Annotated in this window: 23 protein-coding genes and 1 pseudogene; 5 read left to right on the forward strand and 19 right to left on the reverse strand. The window is 41.2% G+C overall.

The genetic code is table 11. The features are described from left to right. Nucleotides 1–14: 14 nt before the first annotated feature. The 16 genes from nuoF to BLW16_RS15240 form a co-directional block, all read right to left on the reverse strand. The gene (gene nuoF / locus BLW16_RS15165) at nucleotides 15–1,382 is read right to left on the reverse strand and encodes an NADH-quinone oxidoreductase subunit NuoF (RefSeq protein ID WP_090558117.1); all 1,368 of its coding nucleotides are present in this window, start codon (nucleotides 1,380–1,382) and stop codon (nucleotides 15–17) included. Beyond that, entirely contained in the window at nucleotides 1,382–1,894 is a 513-nt protein-coding gene (locus BLW16_RS15170; RefSeq protein WP_090558119.1) for an NADH-quinone oxidoreductase subunit NuoE family protein, read from the reverse strand. The genes nuoF and BLW16_RS15170 overlap by 1 nt, the downstream gene beginning before the upstream one ends. Continuing rightward, nucleotides 1,887–3,101, reverse strand: a complete 1,215-nt coding sequence (locus BLW16_RS15175; RefSeq protein ID WP_090558121.1) for an NADH-quinone oxidoreductase subunit D — start codon at nucleotides 3,099–3,101, stop codon at nucleotides 1,887–1,889. Before BLW16_RS15175 ends, BLW16_RS15170 begins: the two co-directional genes overlap by 8 nt. A 6-nt stretch (nucleotides 3,102–3,107) precedes the next feature. Continuing rightward, complete coding sequence (locus BLW16_RS15180; RefSeq protein WP_090558123.1) at nucleotides 3,108–3,608, reverse strand: NADH-quinone oxidoreductase subunit C; 501 nt, start codon at nucleotides 3,606–3,608, stop codon at nucleotides 3,108–3,110. After that, complete coding sequence (locus BLW16_RS15185) at nucleotides 3,608–4,150, reverse strand: NADH-quinone oxidoreductase subunit B (protein ID WP_090558125.1); 543 nt, start codon at nucleotides 4,148–4,150, stop codon at nucleotides 3,608–3,610. Before BLW16_RS15185 ends, BLW16_RS15180 begins: the two co-directional genes overlap by 1 nt. A 107-nt stretch (nucleotides 4,151–4,257) precedes the next feature. Beyond that, complete coding sequence (locus BLW16_RS15190) at nucleotides 4,258–4,629, reverse strand: NADH-quinone oxidoreductase subunit A (protein WP_090558127.1); 372 nt, start codon at nucleotides 4,627–4,629, stop codon at nucleotides 4,258–4,260. A gap of 82 nt (nucleotides 4,630–4,711) precedes the next feature. Then, nucleotides 4,712–6,436 carry a tetratricopeptide repeat protein gene (locus tag BLW16_RS15195; RefSeq protein WP_245735303.1) on the reverse strand — a complete coding sequence of 575 codons (1,725 nt, stop codon included), beginning with the start codon at nucleotides 6,434–6,436 and terminating at the stop codon, nucleotides 4,712–4,714. A 174-nt stretch (nucleotides 6,437–6,610) separates the two neighbouring features. Next, nucleotides 6,611–7,516, reverse strand: a complete 906-nt coding sequence (locus BLW16_RS15200) for a substrate-binding domain-containing protein (protein ID WP_090558128.1) — start codon at nucleotides 7,514–7,516, stop codon at nucleotides 6,611–6,613. Between the two features lies 1 nt (nucleotide 7,517). Next, on the reverse strand, nucleotides 7,518–7,742 hold the full coding sequence (locus tag BLW16_RS15205) for a hypothetical protein (protein ID WP_090558130.1): 225 nt from the start codon (nucleotides 7,740–7,742) through the stop codon (nucleotides 7,518–7,520). 7 nt (nucleotides 7,743–7,749) lie between these two features. Further along, a complete protein-coding gene (locus BLW16_RS15210) occupies nucleotides 7,750–8,571 on the reverse strand; it encodes an energy transducer TonB (RefSeq protein WP_090558132.1) in 822 nt (273 codons plus the stop codon). 30 nt (nucleotides 8,572–8,601) lie between these two features. Then, nucleotides 8,602–9,141: an ExbD/TolR family protein gene (locus tag BLW16_RS15215; RefSeq protein ID WP_090558134.1), complete on the reverse strand. Its 540-nt coding sequence runs from the start codon at nucleotides 9,139–9,141 to the stop codon at nucleotides 8,602–8,604. Between the two features lie 11 nt (nucleotides 9,142–9,152). After that, nucleotides 9,153–9,764, reverse strand: coding sequence for an ExbD/TolR family protein (locus tag BLW16_RS15220; protein ID WP_090558137.1), 612 nt, complete (start codon nucleotides 9,762–9,764; stop codon nucleotides 9,153–9,155). A gap of 84 nt (nucleotides 9,765–9,848) precedes the next feature. Then, the gene (locus BLW16_RS15225; protein WP_090558140.1) at nucleotides 9,849–10,679 is read right to left on the reverse strand and encodes a MotA/TolQ/ExbB proton channel family protein; all 831 of its coding nucleotides are present in this window, start codon (nucleotides 10,677–10,679) and stop codon (nucleotides 9,849–9,851) included. Nucleotides 10,680–10,972: 293 nt separating this feature from the next. Next, a complete protein-coding gene (gene pckA, locus BLW16_RS15230; protein ID WP_090558143.1) occupies nucleotides 10,973–12,577 on the reverse strand; it encodes a phosphoenolpyruvate carboxykinase (ATP) in 1,605 nt (534 codons plus the stop codon). Between the two features lie 132 nt (nucleotides 12,578–12,709). Beyond that, nucleotides 12,710–13,066, reverse strand: coding sequence for a translation initiation factor (locus tag BLW16_RS15235; RefSeq protein WP_090558145.1), 357 nt, complete (start codon nucleotides 13,064–13,066; stop codon nucleotides 12,710–12,712). Between the two features lie 11 nt (nucleotides 13,067–13,077). Further along, complete coding sequence (locus BLW16_RS15240; RefSeq protein ID WP_090558148.1) at nucleotides 13,078–13,977, reverse strand: diacylglycerol/lipid kinase family protein; 900 nt, start codon at nucleotides 13,975–13,977, stop codon at nucleotides 13,078–13,080. Between the two features lie 231 nt (nucleotides 13,978–14,208). On the opposite strand from BLW16_RS15240, the gene metK reads away from it, so the two are divergent. The 5 genes from metK (at nucleotide 14,209) to BLW16_RS15265 (ending at nucleotide 20,930) form a co-directional block, all read left to right on the forward strand. Further along, on the forward strand, nucleotides 14,209–15,477 hold the full coding sequence (metK, locus tag BLW16_RS15245) for a methionine adenosyltransferase (protein ID WP_090558150.1): 1,269 nt from the start codon (nucleotides 14,209–14,211) through the stop codon (nucleotides 15,475–15,477). Nucleotides 15,478–15,766: 289 nt separating this feature from the next. Continuing rightward, nucleotides 15,767–17,314 (forward strand): alpha,alpha-trehalase TreF, encoded by a 1,548-nt coding sequence (gene treF / locus BLW16_RS15250; protein WP_090558152.1) that lies wholly within the window; start codon nucleotides 15,767–15,769, stop codon nucleotides 17,312–17,314. A 51-nt stretch (nucleotides 17,315–17,365) separates the two neighbouring features. Continuing rightward, entirely contained in the window at nucleotides 17,366–17,713 is a 348-nt protein-coding gene (locus BLW16_RS15255; protein ID WP_090558154.1) for a hypothetical protein, read from the forward strand. 291 nt (nucleotides 17,714–18,004) lie between these two features. Then, nucleotides 18,005–19,498 carry a glycoside hydrolase family protein gene (locus BLW16_RS15260; protein WP_217631578.1) on the forward strand — a complete coding sequence of 498 codons (1,494 nt, stop codon included), beginning with the start codon at nucleotides 18,005–18,007 and terminating at the stop codon, nucleotides 19,496–19,498. Nucleotides 19,499–19,787: 289 nt separating this feature from the next. Further along, the gene (locus tag BLW16_RS15265; RefSeq protein WP_090558157.1) at nucleotides 19,788–20,930 is read left to right on the forward strand and encodes an epoxide hydrolase family protein; all 1,143 of its coding nucleotides are present in this window, start codon (nucleotides 19,788–19,790) and stop codon (nucleotides 20,928–20,930) included. Nucleotides 20,931–21,132: 202 nt separating this feature from the next. On the opposite strand, the gene BLW16_RS15270 is transcribed toward BLW16_RS15265, so the two are convergent. The 3 genes and pseudogenes from BLW16_RS15270 to BLW16_RS15280 all read right to left on the reverse strand — a co-directional run bounded on the left by BLW16_RS15270 (nucleotide 21,133) and on the right by BLW16_RS15280 (nucleotide 23,998). Beyond that, entirely contained in the window at nucleotides 21,133–23,004 is a 1,872-nt protein-coding gene (locus tag BLW16_RS15270; protein ID WP_090558159.1) for a M61 family metallopeptidase, read from the reverse strand. A gap of 103 nt (nucleotides 23,005–23,107) precedes the next feature. Beyond that, a pseudogene (locus tag BLW16_RS24045) lies at nucleotides 23,108–23,331 on the reverse strand (integrase core domain-containing protein); the annotation flags it as partial. Nucleotides 23,332–23,779: 448 nt separating this feature from the next. Further along, nucleotides 23,780–23,998 carry a hypothetical protein gene (locus BLW16_RS15280; protein ID WP_090558163.1) on the reverse strand — a complete coding sequence of 73 codons (219 nt, stop codon included), beginning with the start codon at nucleotides 23,996–23,998 and terminating at the stop codon, nucleotides 23,780–23,782. Nucleotides 23,999–24,026: the final 28 nt, after the last annotated feature.

The following is a 24,026-nucleotide window of genomic DNA, read 5'->3' on the forward strand; positions in this document are numbered from 1 at the left end:
TTAAAGATCTCTCGTTAATTTTCTGTATTCACTTCTGCTTTGGCAATCGGTTCAGCATATTTTGCGATACCGTAATTTGTTTCCTGGCTTTTCAGGGGCTCCCTTACATGCCATTCAAACTCATCCCTGAAATGCCTGATCGCACTGGCAACAGGCCATGCAGCAGCATCCCCTAAAGGACAAATCGTATTTCCTTCTATCTTCCTTGAAACATCAACCAGCAGGTCGATATCGCTCATTTTTCCGTGACCGTGTTCCAATCTGTGCAATACTTTCTCCATCCATCCGGTTCCTTCACGGCAAGGCGAACACTGTCCGCAACTTTCATGGTGGTAAAAACGGGAAAAGTTCCAGGTATTCCTCACGATACACTGGTCTTCATCAAAAGCGATAAAACCACCTGAGCCCATCATGGTTCCTGTAGCAAATCCTCCTTCAGAAAGTGACTCGTAACTCATCAGTCTGGGATCTCCGTTTGCAAGTTTCAGCGTCAGGTTTGCCGGTAATACCGGTACTGAAGATCCTCCGGCTACAGTAGCCTTCAGTCTTTTTCCATTGGCAATACCGCCGCAATATTCGTCAGAGTAGATGAACTCCTCAACCGGCAGTCCCAGTTCAATTTCGTATACTCCCGGTCTGACCAGGTTACCCGAAGCCGAGATCAGTTTGGTACCTGTACTACGTCCGATACCAATTTTAGCATACTCATCACCGCTTTCATTGATGATCGGTACTACAGCTGCAATAGATTCTACATTGTTCACCACTGTTGGGCAGCCATATAATCCCGCAATAGCCGGAAAAGGCGGTTTAATCCTTGGATTACCTCTTTTTCCTTCAAGCGACTCTAAAAGGGCCGTTTCTTCACCGCAGATATATGCTCCGCCACCCGGCTGAACGTATAATTCCAGGTCGTAACCCGAGCCCAAAATATTTTTACCCAGGAACCCTGCCGCTTTTGCCTCAGCAATCGCTCTTTCGAGGATCCTGATCTGCGGCATCATTTCTCCGCGTACATAGATATAAGACGTTTTAGCACCTAAGGCATAACTTGCAACGACCATTCCCTCAATTAATGCATGCGGAATATGTGTCATCAGGTAACGGTCCTTAAATGTCCCGGGTTCTGATTCATCAGCATTGCAGACCAGATAGCGTGCAACGCCTTCCGGTTTTGCTAAAAAGCTCCATTTCATTCCCGTAGGAAATCCTGCCCCACCACGCCCGCGTAGTCCTGACTTTTTAACTTCCTCCACCACATCATCCGGGCTAAGGGTTTTCAAGGCCTTTTCTACAGCACGATAGCCGCCTTTCTGGCGGTAAACATCAAGTGTATTGATGCCTGGTACGTTTATATGTTCTAATAAGAGTTTACGTGCCATTATTTTTTGCGTAATTCTGCTATCAATGTATCTACCTTTTGCTCGTCAAGGTTTTCATAAAATGTGTATTCAGGGCCAATCTGCAGTACCGGGCCGAAACCACAGGCTGCCAGGCATTCTACCCCTCTCCAGCTAAATAAACCGTCTGCAGTAACTTCGCCCTCTTTCACACCAAGCGTCTGCTCAATATGATCCATCAGCTTCTCGGCACCTACCAGACAGCAGGGGCCTGTACGGCAAACTTCCAGCATATATTTACCCTGCGGCTTCAGGAAGTACATACTGTAAAAAGAGGCTACTTCATATACTTCGATAGGCTCAATTTTCAGGTATTCCGCAACTTTATCCATTGCGCGGGCACTTAACCAGCCCAGTTCGGCCTGTACTTCATGCAGTATAGGCAATAAGGCCGATTTCTGTTTTCCTTCAGGGTATCTATTGGAGATCTCGTCAAACTTTGTGGTCAAAGCTGGCGAAAACTCTACAGGTTGTTGTTCTTCTACTTTAAGCATCTAATTCTCCGGCAATAATATTCATACTACTCATGTTGATAATGGCATCAGATAACAGCATTCCTTCACTCATGTGTGCATACATAGAGTAGTTGATGAAACTTGGTCTTCTGAAATGCAAACGGTAAGGCGTTCTTCCGCCGTCATTGATCAGGTAGAACCCGAGTTCACCGTTTCCGCCTTCAACAGCATGATATACTTCAGCTTTTGGTGCATCGATCTCTCCCATTACAATCTTGAAATGGTAGATCAGTGCTTCCATATTGTTATATACTTCTTCTTTTGCGGGAAGATAGAAATCGGGAACATCTGCATGGAAAACACCTGCAGGTTCATGTTTCAATTTCTCCATTGCCTGTTCGATCAGGCTTACGCTCTGCCACATCTCTTCATTACGCACCAGATAACGGTCGTAAATATCTCCGCTGGTACCTACAGGAACTTCAAATTCGAAATCTTCATAGGAACAGTACGGCTCACTTACCCTCACGTCATAATCTACACCGGTAGCACGCAAAAGAGGGCCGCTCCAGCTATAGCTCAGGGCATCTTCAGGGGTAACACAGGCAACACCTGCAGTACGGTCTATAAAAATACGGTTACGGTTAAGCAAACTTTCAAATTCCCTTAATGCTACAGGGAACTCTTTCAGGAACTTATTGATCTTCGCGAAGGCGATATCATTGAAATCCCTTTCAAACCCGCCGATACGGCCGATATTGGTGGTCAGACGTGCACCGCATACTTCTTCATAGATCTCATAGATATGTTCTCTGAACTGAAAAAGATAAAGGAAGGTAGTAGTAGCACCGGTATCCTGTGCGATGATTGTATTACAGATGATGTGATCTGAGATACGTGCCAGTTCCATGATGATGATCCTCAGATAGTCAACACGTTTCGGCATTTTTATATTTAATAATTTTTCTACCGTCATGTGCCATCCCATGTTATTGATCGGCGATGAGCAGTAGTTTAACCTGTCTGTCAGCGGGGTGATCTGGTAAAAGGGTCTGTGCTCGGCTATTTTTTCAAAAGCACGGTGAATATATCCGATAGTAGATATACCACTTACTATACGTTCTCCATCCAGTTGGAGTACATTTTGAAAAACACCATGTGTAGCCGGGTGAGTAGGCCCTAAATTCAGGGTTACCAGCTCACTCTGAGGATCGTTGTCTGTATATACTGGTTGATTGTGATTCATATGTTCTTATCTACCAAAGTATTCGTCTTTTTTATCAACTCTGTTCGGATCTTCCAAAGGGTATTGTTTTAACATGGGATGCACAATCAGTTGATCCATATTCAATATTCTCCTCAGATCGGGGTGACCTTCGAATTTAACTCCGAAAAAGTCGTACGTTTCTCTTTCCATCCAGTTTGCACCGTTCCAGAGAACAGTAGCAGTAGGGATTGTTGGCGTATGTTCATGGATAAACACCTTAATCCTGATTCTGATTTTATCCACCATGTTGTGCAGGTGATAAACTACTGCAATATGATTGCTCTCGGGATAATGAACAGCCGTAATATCAGTAAGATAGTTAAAGCCAGCTCCTACGCTTTCCTTTAAAAAACCAAGCACCTCAATAATGACATCTTTGGTAGTTTGAACGGTAAGTAAACCATAAGGCTCATTTACACCACTTATCTTTTCACCGAACTTATCGCCCAGTAATTTTATCAGATCTTCATTGATTATCGCAGCCATTATTCTATTCCGTATGAAGCCAACATTTGTTTGTATTGGTCAGAATGCCTCCTTCTGCCGGACTCATTCCTGACAAGCTCCTGAATTTTACCAAAACCATCCAGGATCGCCTCAGGTCTCGGAGGACAGCCAGGAACATATACGTCAACCGGTATGATCTCATCAATTCCCTGCAGCACGGAGTAGGTATCGAATATACCTCCGCTTGACGCACAGGCACCAACAGCCATTACCCAGCGGGGTTCAGCCATCTGGAGATATACTTGCTTTAATACAGGGCTCATTTTTTTAGCGATGGTACCCATTACCATTAACAGATCTGCCTGGCGCGGAGAAAAGCTCAGTCGCTCTGATCCAAAACGGCCCAGGTCATAATGTGAACCCATGGTAGCCATAAATTCAATTCCACAGCAGGATGTTGCAAAGGGTAGTGGCCATAATGAATGGGAACGGGCAAGGCCGACAACCTTATCTAAAGATGTGGCGAAAAACCCAGATCCTTCAATGCCCGGAGGCGCGTCTACTATATTGATGTCACTCATATCATAAAACAAAAAAGGCTCATTCTAATACAGAATGAACCACAAATCTACAATATTTAGCAGCAAAAGGTATGACCGCTGTCGGATTTAGAAACGATCTAAATAGATTAGTTCCAATCCAGTGCTTTCTTTTTCAGGATGTAAATAAAGCCCAATAAAAGTGTTGCCATAAATATGAACATCTCAATCAGGCCGGACCATCCCAGATCTCTGAAATTTACTGCCCAAGGATACATAAAAATCACCTCCACGTCAAACAAAACGAAAAGGATGGCCACCAGAAAATACTTGATGGAAAACGGCTGGCGTGCATTACCCACCACTTTAACTCCGGCTTCAAAAGTACCCAGTTTGTCACTTGTCTTGCGCGCAGGACCTAAATAATGGGTAGCAATCAAGGTAACGACAACAAATCCCAAGGCCACAATGACCTGAAAAATAATTGGTAAAAAATCTGAAGGGAGACTTTGGGTTTCCATATAAAATTGAATTTGGATACAAAAGTAATAGAAAAAGGCAGGATATCAACCCTGCCTTTTCAAATTCTATTATTTATAATGTTTATTTCTTTTTAGCACCTGCTTTAGGAGCAGCTTTTGGTGCCGGTGCAGTCAGTTGTTTTAATCCGGCAGCTGCATTTGCATTTGCAGGATCAATAGCTAAAGCTTTGTTAAACATATCTGTTGCTTTTGCTTTATCTGTAGCCGCATAAGCATAACCTAAGTTGGTATAAGCCTCAAGGATGTTCCTTTTTTCCGCAGGCGCTGTAGCCAGTTCAGGTTTTTTAACCGTAACAAGGTCAATGTATTGCTCATAGAACGGAATCACTAAACCTTTAGGGTTAGCCTGATCATCCATGTAACGTGCTACACGACCTCTTGTAATATAGGCCAGTGTAAACTCAGGAGCAGTTCTGTTGATGAAGGCCAATGCAGAATCTGCTTCAACTAAGAGCTTTTTGTCCGGATTTTGTTTTGCCTGGTCAGCGATTGCATAGTTATAATAGTTCGCAGAACCTAAATAGTAATAGTTGGTCAATGAACCTTTACCATTTGGATTTAATTTGATCGCGTTTTTGTAAACATCAGCAGCCTGAGCGTACTTTTTGTTACCATATAACGCTTTACCTACATCTTCTAAAGCTTCTACGTTAGTGGAATCTTTTTCCACTGCTTTAGTAATGCTGATCAAGGCTAAACTGTCCTGATTGGCCAATAACTGTGCTTTACCTAAATAAAGGTAATCGGCAGCAATTAAACGGGATGTATCGGGATTTTTAGCAAAGAAATCAGTCAACAGTTTCAAACTCTCAGGGTTTTTGTTTTCAGCAGCTGAATAAGCCTGTAAACGCTGAATAACAAGAGCTTTCTGGTTGTTTGGGTATAGTTTGGCCAGGTCAGCAGTTTCAGTCTCTAATGTTTTGAAATCCTTAGCATAGTATAAGAACTGTGCATAACGTAATCTTGCATCAAAAGATTTATCAGTAAGATCCAGGTATTTTTTGTAGTTGGTGATTGCATCGGTTGATTTGGCTGCAAAGTTCGCAGGTTCAAAGTTAGCCCATTGCATATATAACTCAGCGATCTCACGGTAAGCCGGGCCATAGTTAGGATCAGCAGCAATCACTTCTTTTAACTGGCTTTCAGATTCAGGAAATGCCCTTGATTCTTTGTACATCCTTCCGATCTGAACTTTAGCCCTTAAAAGACCTTCGTTCATATTCAATGCACGTAAGTAGTTACTTAATGCTTCAGAGTTCTTTTTCTGAGCAGCATAGAAATCACCTAAAGCTACAAATGTTTCAGGGTCTTTATCAGCAGCATCTAACTCATCTGCTTTTTGCAGCATTGGTAAAGCAGCAGCGAAATCAGGCTTATCCTGATCAACGTAAGCTTTTCCAATGTACATATATGGAAGGTAATCTTTTTTAGATGCAGCTGCGAGTGCCTTATCAAAATCTGCCTTTGCACCTGTTGGGTTATTGGCTGCAAGTTCAGCTTTACCTAAACCAACATAGTTCAACGCATATTTAGGATCGGCAGTTATTCCTTTATTGAAAACTGCTTTTGCAGAATCAACATAATCATTTTGCAGATATACATCTCCTAAACTAAAATAGTTCTCTCCTTTACCGGCTTGTGAACTTACCAGTGATTTTAGCATTGACGTAGCTTTCGCATACTGTTCTGCATCAATCGCTTTCTTTGCGTCATTTAAATTTTGAGCAAAAGAGGCAGAACCCATCACTACTAAACCTAAACTTAAGGTTATTGCTTTCTTTGTCATTTTCATCTGTTCGTTGTTTGTTTTCAATATTTATTCAAGTTTTCCTCTTTGGTATTCTTATCAACGATAAAGCCTTGAACTACCTGTGCAGGCTTTACCGGTTCATCATTAGCCTTCATAAGCCGGCAGTAATATTAAATTATAAACTTTGCCAATCCGGGCTCAATATAATATTTAATTTTCACTCTTTATATTAATGTCTCTTGAGTTCATCGTATTTGGGCCGAGCCCGGATTTAAGAACAATAAGCTGGCCTCTCTGGCTCACTAACCAGTTGGCAAAACCCGTGCCTAAATCATTTTTTACTTCGGCCTTAATGATATAAATATTCCTTAGAAAAGGATAAACACCATTGATTAAATTCTTTTGGGTAGGTTTATAGAAATCATCGTCCCCCTTTTTTCCTTTTACATTACGAACGCCAAGTAATTTAACCTGGGAGGTAAAATCGAAACTATCCCTGTGCCCGTTGAGCAGCCAGTTCACACCCACTATTCCGATATAATTTTTATGTTCTGCAACGTATTTGATAACGTCATTATTGGTATTTAACGTATAAATTCCGGTTTTGGGAATCACATTTACCTGCGCAAGCTCCTTGAAATAACGGAGCGTACTTGAATTGGCATTATCAAAAACTAAATTTACCCCGCCTGGATTATTTCCTTTCATCATGGAAATCACTTCATCAGCCGTGATCGTAGAGTCAGGGTTATCATTTCCTGTAATCAGCGCGATGCCATCAATGGCAAATCTTGATGTAGATATCCGCACATCACGTTTGGTAAATGCTTTCTGTTCTTCAGGAGTCAATGTCCTGGATAAAATTGCAGCCCTTACGCTATCCTTCAGAAAGGCCGGCAGGATTTTATTTTCATTACCCTCGATCAGGTCAAATTTTGTATCAGGATAATCCACTCTGAATACGTCTATCTGATCTGCAAGAACTGAAGAAAAACTTTCGTCCACGATCAGCTTCACGGTTCCGGACGTACGCGTTTCTTCAACAGCCTCTTTTTTAGCTTTCGGTTTACATGCCACAAACAGAACTAAGGGGAGCAGAAAAAATAGCTTATTCATGTTAATTGTCTTTTTGGTTGATTAACCGAAAAAATCTTATCCCTGCATAGACGATCAGCAACACACCAAATAAAATGCGGTATGTTGGTTTGATATCAAAGGGAATGTCTTTCCAGAATATCAGGGCCACTCCGAGCACCAGATACATGGCGAACATCACTAGCCCTAAAATGAACAGAAACCGCTGTTGAGGCGATTTCTGTTTAAATGTATTGAAGTCGAACATTATATTACTAGTTAGATAATGTAAAGCTGATAGGGATGTTATATTTTACCCTAACCGGCTTACCATTCTGAATACCTGGGGTCCATTTCGGACTTGCCTTTAATACTCTGACAGCTTCTTCATCTGTACCACCACCTAATTTACGCTCTACTTTAATATCAGTCAGGCGGCCGTCTTTCTCTACTACGAAAGAACAGAATACTTTACCCTGGATATTGTTTTCCTGCGCCATAGGAGGATATCTTATTGCTTTACCTAAGTAAGCATAAAATTTATCCATACCTCCAGGGAAGCCTGGCTGGGTTTCGATACTCACAAAGTCATAAACTTTAGTATCTTCTACAACCGCAGCTTGTTTAGGGCCTTCTCCAACCGGACCAACTACAACGATGTCCGCACCAGGATCACCTTCGATAGTTTTTTGTCCAGGGTCAGCGGCTTTCAACTGTTCAACCTGTGGCGGATCTTCATCACGTACCTCATTATCCGGTTTTACAATCGGAGGAGGGAACTTAATCTGATCCGTTTTTGGTGGCGGTGGCTCAACCGGTGGCGGCGGAGGTGTTTTAGGATCCACGGGTGGAGGTGGAGCCATGACAACTTCAGTTTGTTTCACTATTTCCTCTTCTGGCATCTGTCCTTTGATCAAATCAATAATCTTAGGAAGGATAAAAAGAAATATGAATACTGCCGATGCCAAAAATAATGCCTTGGTCGTATTTGTTCCGTTATTCTTGCGCAGCTCATAAGCTCCGTAAGATTTGTTCTTTTTAGCGAATACAACATCAAGCCATTCCTTGTCAAATAAATCTATTTTAGAACCGAACATTGCTTGTTATTTAAAATGTTAATAATAGTATTATAAAATTCCCTGTTGTTTCATGAAAGTTTTTTCATTATCAAGGATATTCTCATCATCAATCGCAGGAGCAGTTTTAATGCCTGTGATCAATAATTCATCCATGATATCAACAAAGTTTTTATAATTCGCACCAGAGGTAGGTTTGATCACCATTACGATGTCTTTACCAGTGGATTCTTTTACTTTCTTTTTGTTGTCCAGGATAGTCTGCCTGATCTGACTGAAGTTCTGAATCTCAGGTGCCGTCTTACCAGCTTCTCCCATGTACCATGCAACTTTATTATTTTTACCTAATAAAATAGTCATCGTCTGAGAGGCCCTTAATTCAAGCTTCTGTTCATTCTTCTCGTCCTTATCCGGCTTGGCAATATCCATCGCCTGTGGTTTACTCAGGGTGGTGGTCAACATAAAGAAGGTAATCAGCAGGAAGGCCAAATCAACCATTGCGGTTAAATCTACTTTCGTAGAAGCTTTCTTACTCCTGACCTTTCCTCCTCCTTTTTTGCCACTCCCGCTGGAGGTATCTAATTCTGCCATGTTAGTATTAGTTAGTTACCGCCTTCAGCAGTAGTGATTAAACTAAATTTATTAATTTTTTGTTTCTGAAGAATATCAACGATCTTTTTAACCGCAGGATAATCTTCACCAGCATCACCTTTGATACTTACGCGCATTCCTTCAGAGTGCAGCTCAGCAACGGATTTACGTGCATTCAGGATCCAGAGAGAAAGCTGATTGTCCACTGAATCTGCAGGGATACCAGTTTCAATACCGGATTTTTTTCTTTCACCGGCATCCATAGCGATAAACTTTTTCAGGTTCTGCATTGGAACACCAAAAGATGCTACTACGGCAAAACGTTTTCTCTCTTCCGGTGTAAAACTGATCTTGTACTGTTCTCCCATTTTGTCCAGAGTTGCTGCCCTGATGTCAGGACCTGCAGTCTCAAAAAACACTTTACCGCTTCCTATTGTCAAAATAGCGATGTCCTTCTCAGGAACTTTAAGCTTATAGGTGGAGGATGGAACTTTCACATCCAGGGGATCCGGTTGTTTTGCAGTTGCTGATAAAATGAAGTAAGTAAGTAACAGGAAAGACACGTCGCACATGGCAGTCATATCAATCGAGGTACTTTTTCTTGCAACTTTTGCTCTTGCCATAATTTTAAAATTACTTATGTTTTATATAATGATGTTTATTCTTCCGGTTTTCCATAAAGCCGGTAAAAAAAATAACATTATTTTCTATTTATGCGTAGAAGCATAAGTTTGGATGATGCTAAAACCAGCTTCATCAATTGCATAAGTTAATTTATCAATTTTTGAAGTCAGGATGTTATACATGATAATCGCTGTAGTTGAAGTACCGATACCAGTTGCTGTATTGATCAGGGCCTCAGAGATACCAGTTGCCAACGCTGCTGAATCCGGAGAACCAGCTGCACCTAAACCACCGAAAGCTTTAATCATACCTGTTACTGTTCCTAATAGTCCCATCAAAGTACCTACTGATACTAAAGTTGCGATTACAGTTAAGTTTTGCTCTAACATTGGCATTTCCAAAGTAGTAGCTTCTTCGATATCTTTCTGGATAGCTAAACATTTCTGGTCAGTGTCCATGTTAGCTTCAACTTCCATTTCACGGTATTTTTTCAGACCAGATTTGATTACGTTAGCTACCGAACCTTTTTGTTTATCGCATTCTGCGATAGCAGCTTCGATATTATTTGAATTTAAAAGTGCTTGTACTTTTTTAACAAAAGCATCCAGACCTGATGTACCTGTTGCTTTTCCGATAACGATAAAACGTTCCACTGAGAATACGATTACCATCAAAAGCATACCCATTAAGATTGGAACGATAACCCCACCTTTGTAAGCCATACCAGCATAATTACCAGTTTTAGGAAGATTTTCAACGTTATTATCGATGAAGTTGTTTGCGTCTCCCAGGACAAATTTGTAAAGGAGGATTCCGATAATAATACAAATAGGGATAGTTAATGTAGCGAATAGATTTGAAGCTGATGAAGAGCCTTCTTGTTTAACTGTTGTTGGTTTTGGTGCGTTTGCCATTTTTTTTTAGTTTTTGAGTTTTTAGTACTTTGTTTTTTTAAATTTTTTAAATTTAGATTTATTATTCCGTAATACACACAACGACGAACAGAATCAAATGTTGTAATAACAAATTTATAACTTTGATTTAAATTCCAAATTAAATTATTGTTATCAGCCAAAATAGATTATTTGCAACTAAATTCTCTTTGCAGTAGTGTATATTAAAAAAGATTGCCTCGTTTGGGAGACAATCTTTCACAATGAAAACTAAAAAAAAATTGAAATGCAAATTTTTCCCTAAAAAAAATGATTTAAAACGTGTTTTCCACAACTTTCGGGATTGATTCCCACATTTCCCCAGTAATGAACTCCCCAAACTGTCCGAAATTTTCAATAAACGCTTTAGCAAGTTCATTTGTTTTCAGATCATATTTATTTTTATCTGCCCAGGTATTTCGGGGATTTAAAATTTCTGACGGCACATCCGGACAGGCTTTCGGCATCAGCAATCCGAAAACAGGATGTTCCGTAAATTTTACGGATTCCATTTTGCCTTCCAGCACTGCCGCGATCAATGCCCTCGTATGGCTCAGTTTCATCCGCTGCCCTTCTCCGTAAGCACCGCCGCTCCAGCCGGTATTCACCAGCCAGACGTTTACCTGGTGACGCTCCATCTTCTCTCCCAGCAGCGCCGCATATTTTGCCGGATGCAGCGGAAGGAAGGCTTTACCAAAACAGGCCGAGAACGTTACCTGAGGCTCTGTAACCCCCGCCTCCGTGCCAGCTACCTTAGCCGTATAACCGGATATAAAATGGAACATGGCCTGCCCCCTTGTTAATTTTGACAGCGGAGGCAAAACGCCAAATGCATCGGCTGTAAGGAAAAATATATTTTTTGGTACTGCTGCTATGGAAGGAACCACAGCGTTGCTGATATAATCTATCGGATAGGCTACCCGTGTATTTTCTGTCTTTTCAATATTTGAATAATCTACAGTGCGCGTACCCGGGAAATAATTGATATTCTCCAGTAATGACCCGAATTTAACCGCGCCATAGATCTCAGGCTCTCTTTCAGGAGTAAGGTCAACACATTTTGCGTAACAGCCTCCTTCAAAATTGAAAACGGTATCCTGGCCCCATCCATGTTCGTCATCCCCGATCAGGCTTCTCTCAGGATCTGCAGATAAGGTTGTTTTCCCCGTGCCGGACAAGCCAAAGAAGATCGCTGTGTCACCCGCTTTCCCCACATTGGCCGAACAGTGCATAGATAAGGTCTGGTGTTGCTGAGGAAGGATAAAATTGAGCACAGAGAATATGCCTTTTTTGATTTCACCCGTATAACCTGTTCCCCCTATCAGTATGATCTTTCTTGAAAAATTCAGAATGGAAAAATTTGCCTGTCTTGTTCCGTCAACAGCAGGATCTGCCTGGAAATCTGGCGCCGCAATGATAGTCCATTCCGGATGCCCGACCACCTCATCTTCTTCCGGCCTTAAGAACAGATGATTGGCAAAGAGATTCTGATAGGCAGTTTCCGTGATGACCCTCAACCCGATCCGGTAGTTTTCATCTGCACAGGCACTGGCGTCCCTGACGTAAAATTTATTCTTATTCAGGTGTAAACAGACCTTCCTGAGCAGGACGTCAAAATCTGCAGGACTGAAGCGAATGTTCACATCGCCCCACCACACGGTGTCACGCGTAATATCATCCATCACAATAAACCTGTCTTTGGGAGAGCGCCCGGTAAATTTCCCGGTATCTATTGCTAAAGCCCCTGCAGATGTAAGAGTGCCCTCTCCGTTTTTGATAGCTTCTTCTATCAGTTGAGCTACACTCAGCTGATACAATGCATGCTCAGTACCCAGATCCAGCCATGAAAGGTCCGGCACGGGCATTAAAACTTTGTTCATAACAAGAATATTTGGTATGGCAAAGCTAAGGAGATATTTATTGAAAAATTATCATTTCAAATGAAAATTTTTAATATTGTAGCATTTACACTAACAATCAAACATCTGTTAATCAGAGTATTAAACCTAAATTTAACCGCCTGATTTTTTTACTTTAAATCCCTCTTTTTGTAAAATCAGAACTACTTTATCCCTGAAATCTCCCTGTATAATGATCTCACCATCCTTTGCTGCGCCCCCTACTCCACATTTGGTCTTCAGCATTTTGGATAAGGTTTCCAGTCCGGCGGTATTACCGCGATATCCGGTGATCAGCGTTACCGCTTTTCCGCCCCTGTTCTTCCGGTCCAGCATTACTCTCAGGTCCTGCTGGTTATTGGCGATGCTCTCCTCAGTGGCTTCCTGTTCGTTTTCATAGTTAAATGAGGGATCGGTAGAATACATGATCCCGCCAAGATCGCTCAGTGACTTTTTCTTAGGATTACTCATTTCTTATATTTTTATATGGTCATACCGGCTTCAGCAGGTACAATTACATTTAATGATAACGGTGAGACAGATACTGCAATATCACGTCCCATAAAAAAAGGCTCCCCATCAATATGTATCGCCGCATCTTCCACTCTGGTGATACGGATATCCTTCCCCCGGATGATCTCTACCATATCCGACTCGTCTGTACTTGCATTTAACATATGATAGGCCAGCAAGGGGATCTTATACAAAGGAAAGGATTTAATAATGCAGACATCGAGCAGGCCATCCGTTACCGAAGCCCTGGGCGAAACATGCGCATTATTTCCATATTGTGAAGAATTGGCTACGCTGACCACAAAGGCCTTACGCGTGTAACCCTTTCCGTCTATCAGCAGATGATAGGTTTCTGGTTTATAGTTAATCATTTCCTTGAAGCCAAGTTTAAGATAGCCTGACAACCCTCTTTTCTTGTTGCCTACAAAAACGGAACTGATATGCGCATCAAATCCCATTCCTGCCATATTAAAGAAAAACTTATCATTGAAAGTACCCGTATCGATCTTTGCTACATTCAGGCCGTTGATGACCTGAATTGATTTAGCGGTGTTCATTGGTATCTTTAGAAATCTTGCCAGCCCGTTTCCTGATCCGAAAGGAATGATCCCCAGGATCTTTTGCTGCTGCATGACCTTTGTTGCAATCTCATTGATCGTACCATCGCCACCTACAGCCACAATCACATCAAAGTTCTTGTTTGCAGCTTCTTCTGCTATTTCAGCAGCATGTCCCACATATTCTGTAAAACTATAATTCGGGTTAAACTTGGAACGGTCCAGGTTTGCATCAATTATAGCAGGTATCTTTAGTTTATCCTTACCACCGGATATAGGATTGATAATAAATAGAATGTTCGACTTTGCCAAAGGGTATGAATTAATTCGAGTACAAAATAATTGATATTTTTTGACTAATTTGAATATATATAGTAATTTCGCATCCCTAAGGTGGACTGATTTGCGATGTTATGGAGTACATAACTGGATTGCAACCACGTAAAAAAAAGTGCTAACCATTCTACACTTCCTTTTACTGCCTGTTTTTCAGGGTCATTATCCATTTTATATAATTGTTGATCATAAAATTAATTATTTAAAATGTCATATTTATTTACATCAGAATCTGTTTCAGAGGGTCATCCAGATAAAGTAGCAGATCAAATTTCAGATGCACTAATTGATAATTTTTTAGCATTTGACCCGGAATCAAAGGTTGCCTGTGAAACACTGGTAACAACCGGACAGGTTTTTCTGGCCGGCGAAGTAAAATCAAAAGCATATCTAGATGTACAAAAGATCGCCAGGGAAGTAATCAGTAAAATTGGTTATACCAAAGGTGAATACATGTTCGACAGCAATTCATGCAGTGTATTATCTGCAATACATGAACAATCTCCTGATATCAATCAGGGTGTTGACAAAGCGGACAAAACAACCCAGGGCGCAGGTGACCAGGGAATGATGTTCGGATACGCAACAAGGGAAACTGAGAATTACATGCCACTGGCGCTTGATCTTGCACATAAGATTCTGATCGAACTGGCAGCAATACGCCGTGAGAACACCGAAATTAAATATTTGCGCCCTGATGCCAAATCTCAGGTAACGCTGGAATACAATGATAACAACGAACCTGTAAGGATTGATTCTATCGTTGTTTCTACGCAGCATGATGATTTCGACGAAGAGCAGACTATGCTGAAGAAAATTAAGGAAGATATCATCAACATCCTTATTCCACGTGTATCCAGCCAATATCCGCAATTCGCGCATTTGTTTAACAAAGACATCAAATACCATATCAACCCTACAGGTAAATTCGTGATCGGTGGCCCGCATGGTGATACCGGTTTAACCGGAAGAAAGATCATTGTTGACACCTACGGTGGCAAAGGTGCCCATGGTGGTGGTGCATTCTCCGGAAAAGACCCTTCAAAGGTTGACCGTTCCGCAGCCTATGCCACAAGGCACATCGCTAAAAACCTTGTTGCAGCCGGTGTGGCTGACGAGGTTCTGGTTCAGGTTTCCTATGCTATCGGCGTTGCCCAGCCAATGGGTATCTACGTAAACACTTACGGAACCGCAAAAGTTAAGGACGCTGAAGGTAAAATCCTTACTGATGGCGCAATTGCCAAAGAGGTGGAAAAAATCTTTGACATGACCCCTTATGGCATCGAGACCCGTCTGAAATTACGTAATCCTATTTATTCAGAAACCGCAGCTTACGGGCACTTTGGCAAAAAGAATGAGGTGGTAACTAAGGTATTTAAAGCCTCTAACGGTGAAGAATTATCCGTTGAGGTGGAATTGTTCACTTGGGAAAAGTTAGACCATGTAGACGCTGTTAAAGCGGCATTTTCATTATAAGATATACAGACTGAATATCTTCTGTTGGAAGGGATGGCTCATATTGCTGTCCCTTTTTTTATTTTGTTCGTGTATTGCTTTCCATAACTCCGACGTTGAGACATGGTTGGATTATCCCTGTAGGGCGGTTCTAATACCCTTTTCCTATTCCCTCCGTCAACCCTACAGAAAAAATAGTTTACCACAAAACGATATACGAACAATACCTGATAAAAATCACAGGGAGAAACTGTTCCTTATTTTTAAAAAGCGGTTTTAATTTTGTAGTATTAGGTACAAACCAGGAACAATGCGCAAATTCATATTCATACTTTTTATAGGGCTTCAGCTTGGCGGAGTCTCTGCCCAGCAGATAAAAACCCCGGACCAGCTTTACGGGCAGCTATTTATTGATGTCCAGATGCAGGACGCACTGAAGGACGGCAAAACCTTTGTGGACTGCGTTCCCAAAAGAAATCCAAAATTAATTGTTCAGGATTACCTTCGTTTGAAAAAAAACAAAAAGGCATTTAACCTCAAAACCTTTGTTGCGCAGAACTTCATTGTCCCGGATACGAATGCTGCTGCAGTAATCACGTCGAACAAGCCTATCATTACACATGTAAATGACCTCTGGACGGCATTGGAACGTGTGCCGTCAGACAAAACTGCAAACAGCAGCCTGCTCAGCCTGCCCTATCCTTATATCGTTCCCGGGGGCCGGTTCAGAGAAATCTATTATTGGGATAGCTATTTCACCATGCTTGGACTGCAGGCTTCCGGCAAAAATGAAACCATAGAGAATATGATCAGGAACTTCGCCTACCTGATTAACCAGTACGGGCACATTCCTAATGGGAACAGAAACTATTACCTGAGCAGGTCACAGCCTCCGTTTTTTTCGCTGATGGTAGACTTACTTGCGCAAATCAAAAACAAAGAGGTATACCTGACTTACCTGCCTGCGCTTGAAAAGGAGTACGCTTACTGGATGGACCAATCCGCAGCAACCAAACATGTGGTCAGGATGCCCGACGGCAGCTTGCTGAACCGGTATTACGACCAGCTCAATACGCCAAGGCAGGAATCATACAAAGAAGATGTCATAGCGGCGCGGCAGCTGGGAATCAAAAACCCTGAGATTTACCGTGATATCCGCTCTGCAGCCGAAAGCGGCTGGGACTTTAGCAGCAGATGGTTTTCTGACGGAACACAATTAAAAACTATACAAACCACCCAGATCATACCTGTAGATCTCAACTGCCTTTTATACCACCTGGAAAACACTCTTCAGAAATGTTACGCGAATAAACATGATACCGTAAAAGAGAAGCTCTACAAGAGCCTTGCAGAAAAGCGGAGACAAAGTATCCGGAAGTATTTTTGGTCGGCCTCAGACCAATGGTATACCGATTATAACAGCAAAACCAAACGCCCGTCACCTGTTCTCAGCCTGGCCGGCATGTTCCCATTGTTTTTCAAACTGGCGGATCAGCAGCAGGCAGAGCTGGCAAAAACTGTGCTTGAACAAAAATTTCTGAGGGCCGGAGGCCTGACTACTACCCTGCATAACACCCATCAGCAGTGGGACGCACCGAACGGATGGGCTCCATTACAATGGGTCTCTGTCACTGGCCTCGAAAACTATGGCTATCATGATCTGGGAAAGACGATTGCTACGCGCTGGGTAAACTTAAATACAAAGGTATACCATAATACAGGGAAGCTTATGGAGAAGTACAATGTGGTTGATATCCATCTGCTGGCCGGAGGAGGGGAATATGCTTCTCAGGATGGATTTGGCTGGACAAACGGGGTACTGCTTGGTCTGATAAAGAAATATAATTTACCGCAGTAAAAAACGAAACCATTTACCCATGGTATTGTTTATAGTAAAAACAATCTTTATATGGAACAGCCAATAGAAATGACTACCCTTAGCCAGATTCTGGAAAAACTAAGACAAAAAGGTTTAGACAACGAAATAAAGATGACCGACCATGGAAAAATGCAAGGCACAGGTCTCAATAAAATATATAATCCTGAAGATCTGACTATCATAAAAACATACCGCTTTGAAGGGGATTCAGATCCTGCCGACAATGCTGTACTTTATCTGCTTGAAGATAAGGATGGCCAGATCGGATATATTATGGATGCCTATGGCATGTATACCTCCCAGGAAAATACCGGCTTCGACGACTTTCTAAAGAAAATACCTACTGCAGACAGAGATTTGCAGGAACTTTTTAAATAACAGCGAAAATTGTCAGATTTTTGAACGTCCGGTTGGCCTTATGCTAACCGGATTTTTTGTTTATGTACCCTCCGGGTGCCTTTTGTGTTTAAACCCATTCAGCCACATATCCTATGTATTTAACGCTGATGAGCTGAAGGTCTTCCATATTTAATAAAAATGACATTTTGACAAATTAACATTCCATTTTGATACTGCTGCCAGCCCATCAGAAATCCTTAGTAAATTTATTAACCGACGGAAGCGTTTACCTCCGCCGATATACCAAATATAAATTTAAAATGAAGGACCATGATGAAAAAAATGATCGTGCTGATGTTTCTTATGACATCACTTCTCTGTAAAAGCCAACCACGTTTAAATGTGACCTGGAGTGAACGGCTGATGATATCCAGATCTACAGCTACATTACAGGTTGTAGGAAACCCAATGTTGCGCCCTCAGGCTCCGATGCGTCAGGGATCATTAAATGCACTACGGGCCCTGGGCGCCGATTATGTGCGTTATGTGCCCTGGTTTCCTTATCCAAAACTGGCTGTGGCAGAACTTGAGCCACCAACCTCGACCTCAACATCATGGGATTTCACCTTGATTGATCCGATGACTTCCGATTTTTTTGAATACACAAAAGGCCATTCAATTATTTTCAACTTTAGCACGATACCCCAATGGATGTTTAAAACACCCGAAAAAGTACAGTATCCGGCAGACCCGAACCAGGTTGCCTGGGGTTACGCCGGGGGGCGTGAACTGCGGGACACCACCATGAAGGAGTTGACGGACTATTACGTAAGGTTGATCAGCTGGTACACCAAAGGCGGCTTTGTTGATGAGCTGGGAAAATTTCACAAGTCCGGCCATAATTATAAAATACCCTATTTAGAAATATTAAATGAGCCGGACCTCGAGCACAGCATGTCGGTACAAATGTATACCCGGATATACGATGCCATGGTTACAGCCCTCAGGCCCATATTGCCCGGTACACAGTTCATGGGTCTTGCCATAGCTTACACAGGTGGTAAAGCCGGCTGGTTCGAGTATTTTTTGAATCCGGCCAATCACAAATCAGGTATACCTTTAGACTGGATCAGCTATCATTGCTACGCGAATGCGAACAGCCAGCAAAAATTTGATGCTTATGAATATTCCGTCTTCGATAAAGCAGAGAGTTTCATCAACACTGTTGGTTATATTGAAAATATCCGAAAACGTGTTGCCCCTGCCACACGTACAGATATTAACGAACTGGGTACTTTTGTAAGCGAAGAAATGCGAAATCAACCCATCCCAACTACTTACTGGAACCTCTCGGCCAGTGTATATGCATATTTCTTTATCGAACTTACAAAGTTAGGGATTGATGTTATAGGAGAATCGCAGTTGGTCGGATTTCCAACACAATTCCCGGATGTATCATTAATCAATTACCAGACGAATCAGCCGAATGCACGCTATTGGGTCTTGAAATTAATAAAAGACAACCTCCCTCCCGGCACTGAATTAGTGAAAACCGATATTGATGCCAATACTGGTGATGATATCCTGGCGCAGGCATTTATAGACCGGGGGGTTAAAAAATTGCTGATCCTTAACAAACGAAATAAGCCGGTTAATATGAAGCTATCAGCCGAATGCAATGGTGCGGTTATATACAGGATTGACAGTGTATCAGCTGATCGCGAAGCAACAAAGTCTCTTGTGAGTAATGAGATCACCGAACTGAACCCTTTCGCAGTAAACCTGATTGTATTGCCGAAAAACCCTCCGATGATTTCGAATTAGGGCCTTTAAAGTAGAAACATTGTACGGCATAATTACTTCCGGTTTTAGAATTTTTCAATTAAAAAATTAAAATTAACCCTGGTGTACTTATTTGCTCTGCATGGTTATGCCCTGCATCGTTGGTGCTTTTTTATCTGCCATCTGGCAAATTAAGACATGGACAAGATTAATTAATTCAACAAAAGATGTTTTACATAAAAACATAGACCATAATATCATTAATAATATTTCGTTTTTTAATTGAAAAATATTACCGTATACCTCGATAAATTAAAAAACTATAATCATTATGTCAGTTAAAAAGTTCCAAATCCAAATCTCCGATCAGGTAGTAGACGACTTAAAATCGAGGCTTGGTAATTCGCGATGGCCAAATGAAATCATAGACTCCGGCTGGGAACGGGGCACTAATAAAGATTACTTAAAATCCCTTGTCTCCTACTGGCAGCATAATTATGACTGGCGTGCCCAGGAAAATGATTTAAATCAATATCCCCAGTTTACATGTATGGTGGATGACATCGATATACACTTTGTGCACGTTAGGGGAAAAGGGCCAAATCCAATACCAGTTATTCTTACGCACGGATGGCCAGATAGTTTTATTCGGTATAAGAAGATTATTCCTTTGCTCACAGACCCTGCAAGCTTTGGTGGCGATCCCAATGATTCTTTCGATGTAATTATTCCGTCACTGCCAGGATTTGGATTTTCTTCAGCTCCCGAAAGCAGTGGATATAATAACTCAAAGATCGCAGACTTATGGGCAAAGTTAATGACTGAGAAACTTGGTTACGCTAAATTTGCAGCAGCCGGAGGTGATGTTGGTTCTGGTGTAACGAGGTATCTGGCATCAAATTACCATGAACTTCTGATTGGAATCCATCTGACAGATGTCGGTGAGCTTTTAATCGCTTCCAATGAAACTAATCTTTCTCCCGAAGAATTGGAATATAAAACGGCTGCGTGGCAATGGGTGGGTCTGGAAGGTGGATATGTGGCCATTCAATCCACAAAGCCGCAGACATTAGGATATGGGCTTTCTGATTCACCAGTTGGATTAGCAGCCTGGATCATAGAGAAATTTCGTTCATGGAGTGGGGATAACGGAAATTTCGAAGAAAAATTTAGTATGGATGAGTTATTAACCAATATAATGATCTATTGGGTTACAAATACTATTGGCTCTTCTACGCAACTCTACTATGAGAACTCGCATGGTTTACCACCAATGAATCAGATAAAAGTCCCAATCGCTGTCGCGCTTTTTCCCCAGGACATTCTGGTACCTGAAAAAAGCTGGGTTGAAAGGTATTTGAATATATCTCGTTGGAGTGTGATGGCTCGCGGAGGGCATTTTACGGCCATGGAAGAACCAAAGTTATTTGCTGATGATATCAGCGTATTCTTTAAGACATTGAGAGCGAGTTAGTTTTTTAACCATTGTTATGGGCATGTAATAATTTGCATACCCATAACAACAAGCTCTTCATGCACTCATCTCCGTTAAAATGAGAAGTAGAATATTGAATATTTCAGGAAAATCCGTGCATTGAAAAAGCCTTTAATCAAAGAACTAAAGGTTTTTTATGTTTTACAACTAGTTATGCGGAACGGACGGGACTGGAATAAGATTATTTTATTTTAGAGTTAAGCCACTTGCTTCTAAATTTTTTCTGACTGGGGGTAAGCTGCTTACCTTCCGTTTCATAAGTCACAATTTTAAGTTCTGGATCTTCTGATAATTTAACATTGGCAACATAATTCCCGGTTCGGTTTGTAAATGTTATCGAAATTGATTCACCAGGTTTTCTATTTTTAATTATGCTGACAAAATCTGAAAGCTTTTCAATGGAATTGTTATCAGCTTTTAAGATAACATCTCCCGCATCTATTCCAGCTTCATATAAAGGCGTACCGATTGTCGTAGATGTGAGCAGGGCTAACCCTTTTACATTGGGATTTTCAGTAAATCCAGTAGCGAGGCCTATAGGCTTTGATGGTATAGATCCTAACCACGCTTGTCCAGGATTGGCTTTAACTAAAGATAAGCCAACTTCAGCAAGCAGGCTACGATAATCATTTTTCTCTATACCATTAATGTATTTTGAAAAAAAGTCTATCGCGAAATCCTGGCTGCCTGTTACTTTTGCAAGGGCATCCTGGAGATTAGTAACAGTGTATGGTTTTTCGGTTTTACCATAGCTAAGCCATATCCCCCGCATATAGTCGTCAAGAGAAAGGTTAAATTGTTTTCTGAGTCTTAAATCCAGCGCCAGAGCTGTTGCTTCCCCATACAGATAGTAATCGGTAAACATGTTATCCCTGTTAGTCGGATCCATAAAATTGCCGTCATCAGCATAAACCGCATATCGGCTCATTTGTAATTGGCTGTATTTTAATGCTGCAGGCATATTCAAAACTGAATTTACAGATTCAGAAACGGCAATATTAAATTCATCAACTGATTTGCAACCTGACCTTACTAAAATAAGATTACCGTAATACTCTGTAAATCCCTCAGCAAACCACAGTTCATTACTCATATTAGCGTGTTCAAAGTCGAACGGTTCCAAACTCTTCGGACGAATCCGTTCAACATTCCAACTATGAAAAAACTCATGTGCAAACGATATCATCATCCCTGGTTCATTACCCGCTATTTTGGACAAGTTTCTCACAATTATGGCAGAATTGCGATGTTCCATTCCATCGCGACGATTAGTAGGGTAGTTATCGTTTATGAATGTATAATTTCCAAAATCATAAGCCGGTAATTCTCCGAATACAGCCTTTGCTTCCAATACAACTTTCTTAAGCATTCCGGCAAAATGATCAACCGTTACCTGGTTATCATCGCTATGCACTTTCAGATAAAACTCTTCGATTTTGCCATCGCTGTTTTTAACTTGCCACTTAGCCTCCTTTTGTGCGGCCAGCTCGGTTGGGCTGTCCATGAAATACTGCAGGTTACGAGCACTATAAACGCCTGAGGTTTCAGCATGCATCTGAGTGCTCACTGTCCAACCATACTTAACAATGTCTTTATATTCAACGATTATCGGCCGGTCGTCTTCTCCTTCCACCCACATAAAGGAGGCCGGCATGTTTAAATGTACATGACTGGGGTCTATACTTAGATAAGAACCATCTGTAAGGTTGCCGAAAAGGGTATATTGTATTTTGACGATGTTTTGATGTTTGGAGATTTCATATACTTCGCCTTCGAATTGCCGAATCGGAGCAATACTACCATCAGCATTAAATGCTTTTACATTGTAGATATTTTTACCAAATTCCTGTGTACTATAACGGCCCCTCGATGAGCGGCTCATCCTTACGCGCAAAACGCCTGTTCCGGCTTGTGGTATAGTCATCATGATTTCAGCTTCATGATGGACTAAATTAGGAAAAGATACCGTGTAATGAATCGATTCTATATTACTTTTTGCAGAACATATGGCGCAGGAAAGCAACATGGCTGCAATTAAGTGTGGGCATTTCATAAATCATATTATATTAAGTTAAAATTGACCTCCCCAATTTTAAGACACACTAAACTCAAAAATTAGGCCGTTGATTGGCTTTTTTCCCACATCTACTGAGGCGTTAATCCTCCAAGGAACTACGTGGTCTGAAGGTATTATATTTTGTCCCATGCTTCAGCTTTTTCTATTGCATCTTACATTGACAAGAACAATCGGTGTTTATGCATTCATCGAGGAACCTTCCAGTAAAAACGCAATATATGCATTATCTGTGGGTTTTCCTGGACGGGAGAAATCAAATATGAATTGATTTTCATATACCCATTTATCCAATGCTTTGGAGACGGCATACTTCCTATACAAAACTCCCGTTTCTGCCCGTTGCAGTGCAAATGAAATCTGCGCCTCTGTAAACTCACTTTTTCTAAGTTTCCGCAAATTAAATAATTGTCAGAATTTTTTCGACTTTTTAGCAGTCTGTTTTTTTTAGGGAGAGGCCAATTAAATAAAGTGATAAAAGCTGTTTGATTTAAAATTGATCCAGAAAAATTGAATATTTCGGAGAGGTCGTAAATCAAAAAGCCCTTAATCGTGTGATTAAAGGCTTTTTGAATGTTTTACTACCTAACTTGCGGACCGGACGGGTCTTTATGAAAGTAGGCTAACAGCCTTTAAATGACGTTTTATTAAGCTTTTTCAGTTAGTGACTCATGAATTACTCACTAATTTCATAGTACAATATAGCTGCAATGCTATGATACTAATATAAGTATAATTTGATACATAATAGCGATTATAATCTTGCCAGCAATGGTGACGTCCATTCAGGATAGTCCTTTATTTCAAGATGTAGCTGAACTTCCACAATATACAATATTTCACTTGGAATGGTAAGCTCGGCAATATCAGAAATTGCATTATCATACAAAGTAACGGGATCGAATTCATGAAAGTGTTTATAGAGATTTTTGAAACCATGTTCATAATTATAGCGTATGGAAGGTTCAGTCATTTTATGGCTTCCTAGCCTAACCCTCTGC

Source organism: Pedobacter hartonius, assembly GCF_900107535.1.
GTDB lineage: Bacteria > Bacteroidota > Bacteroidia > Sphingobacteriales > Sphingobacteriaceae > Pedobacter > Pedobacter hartonius.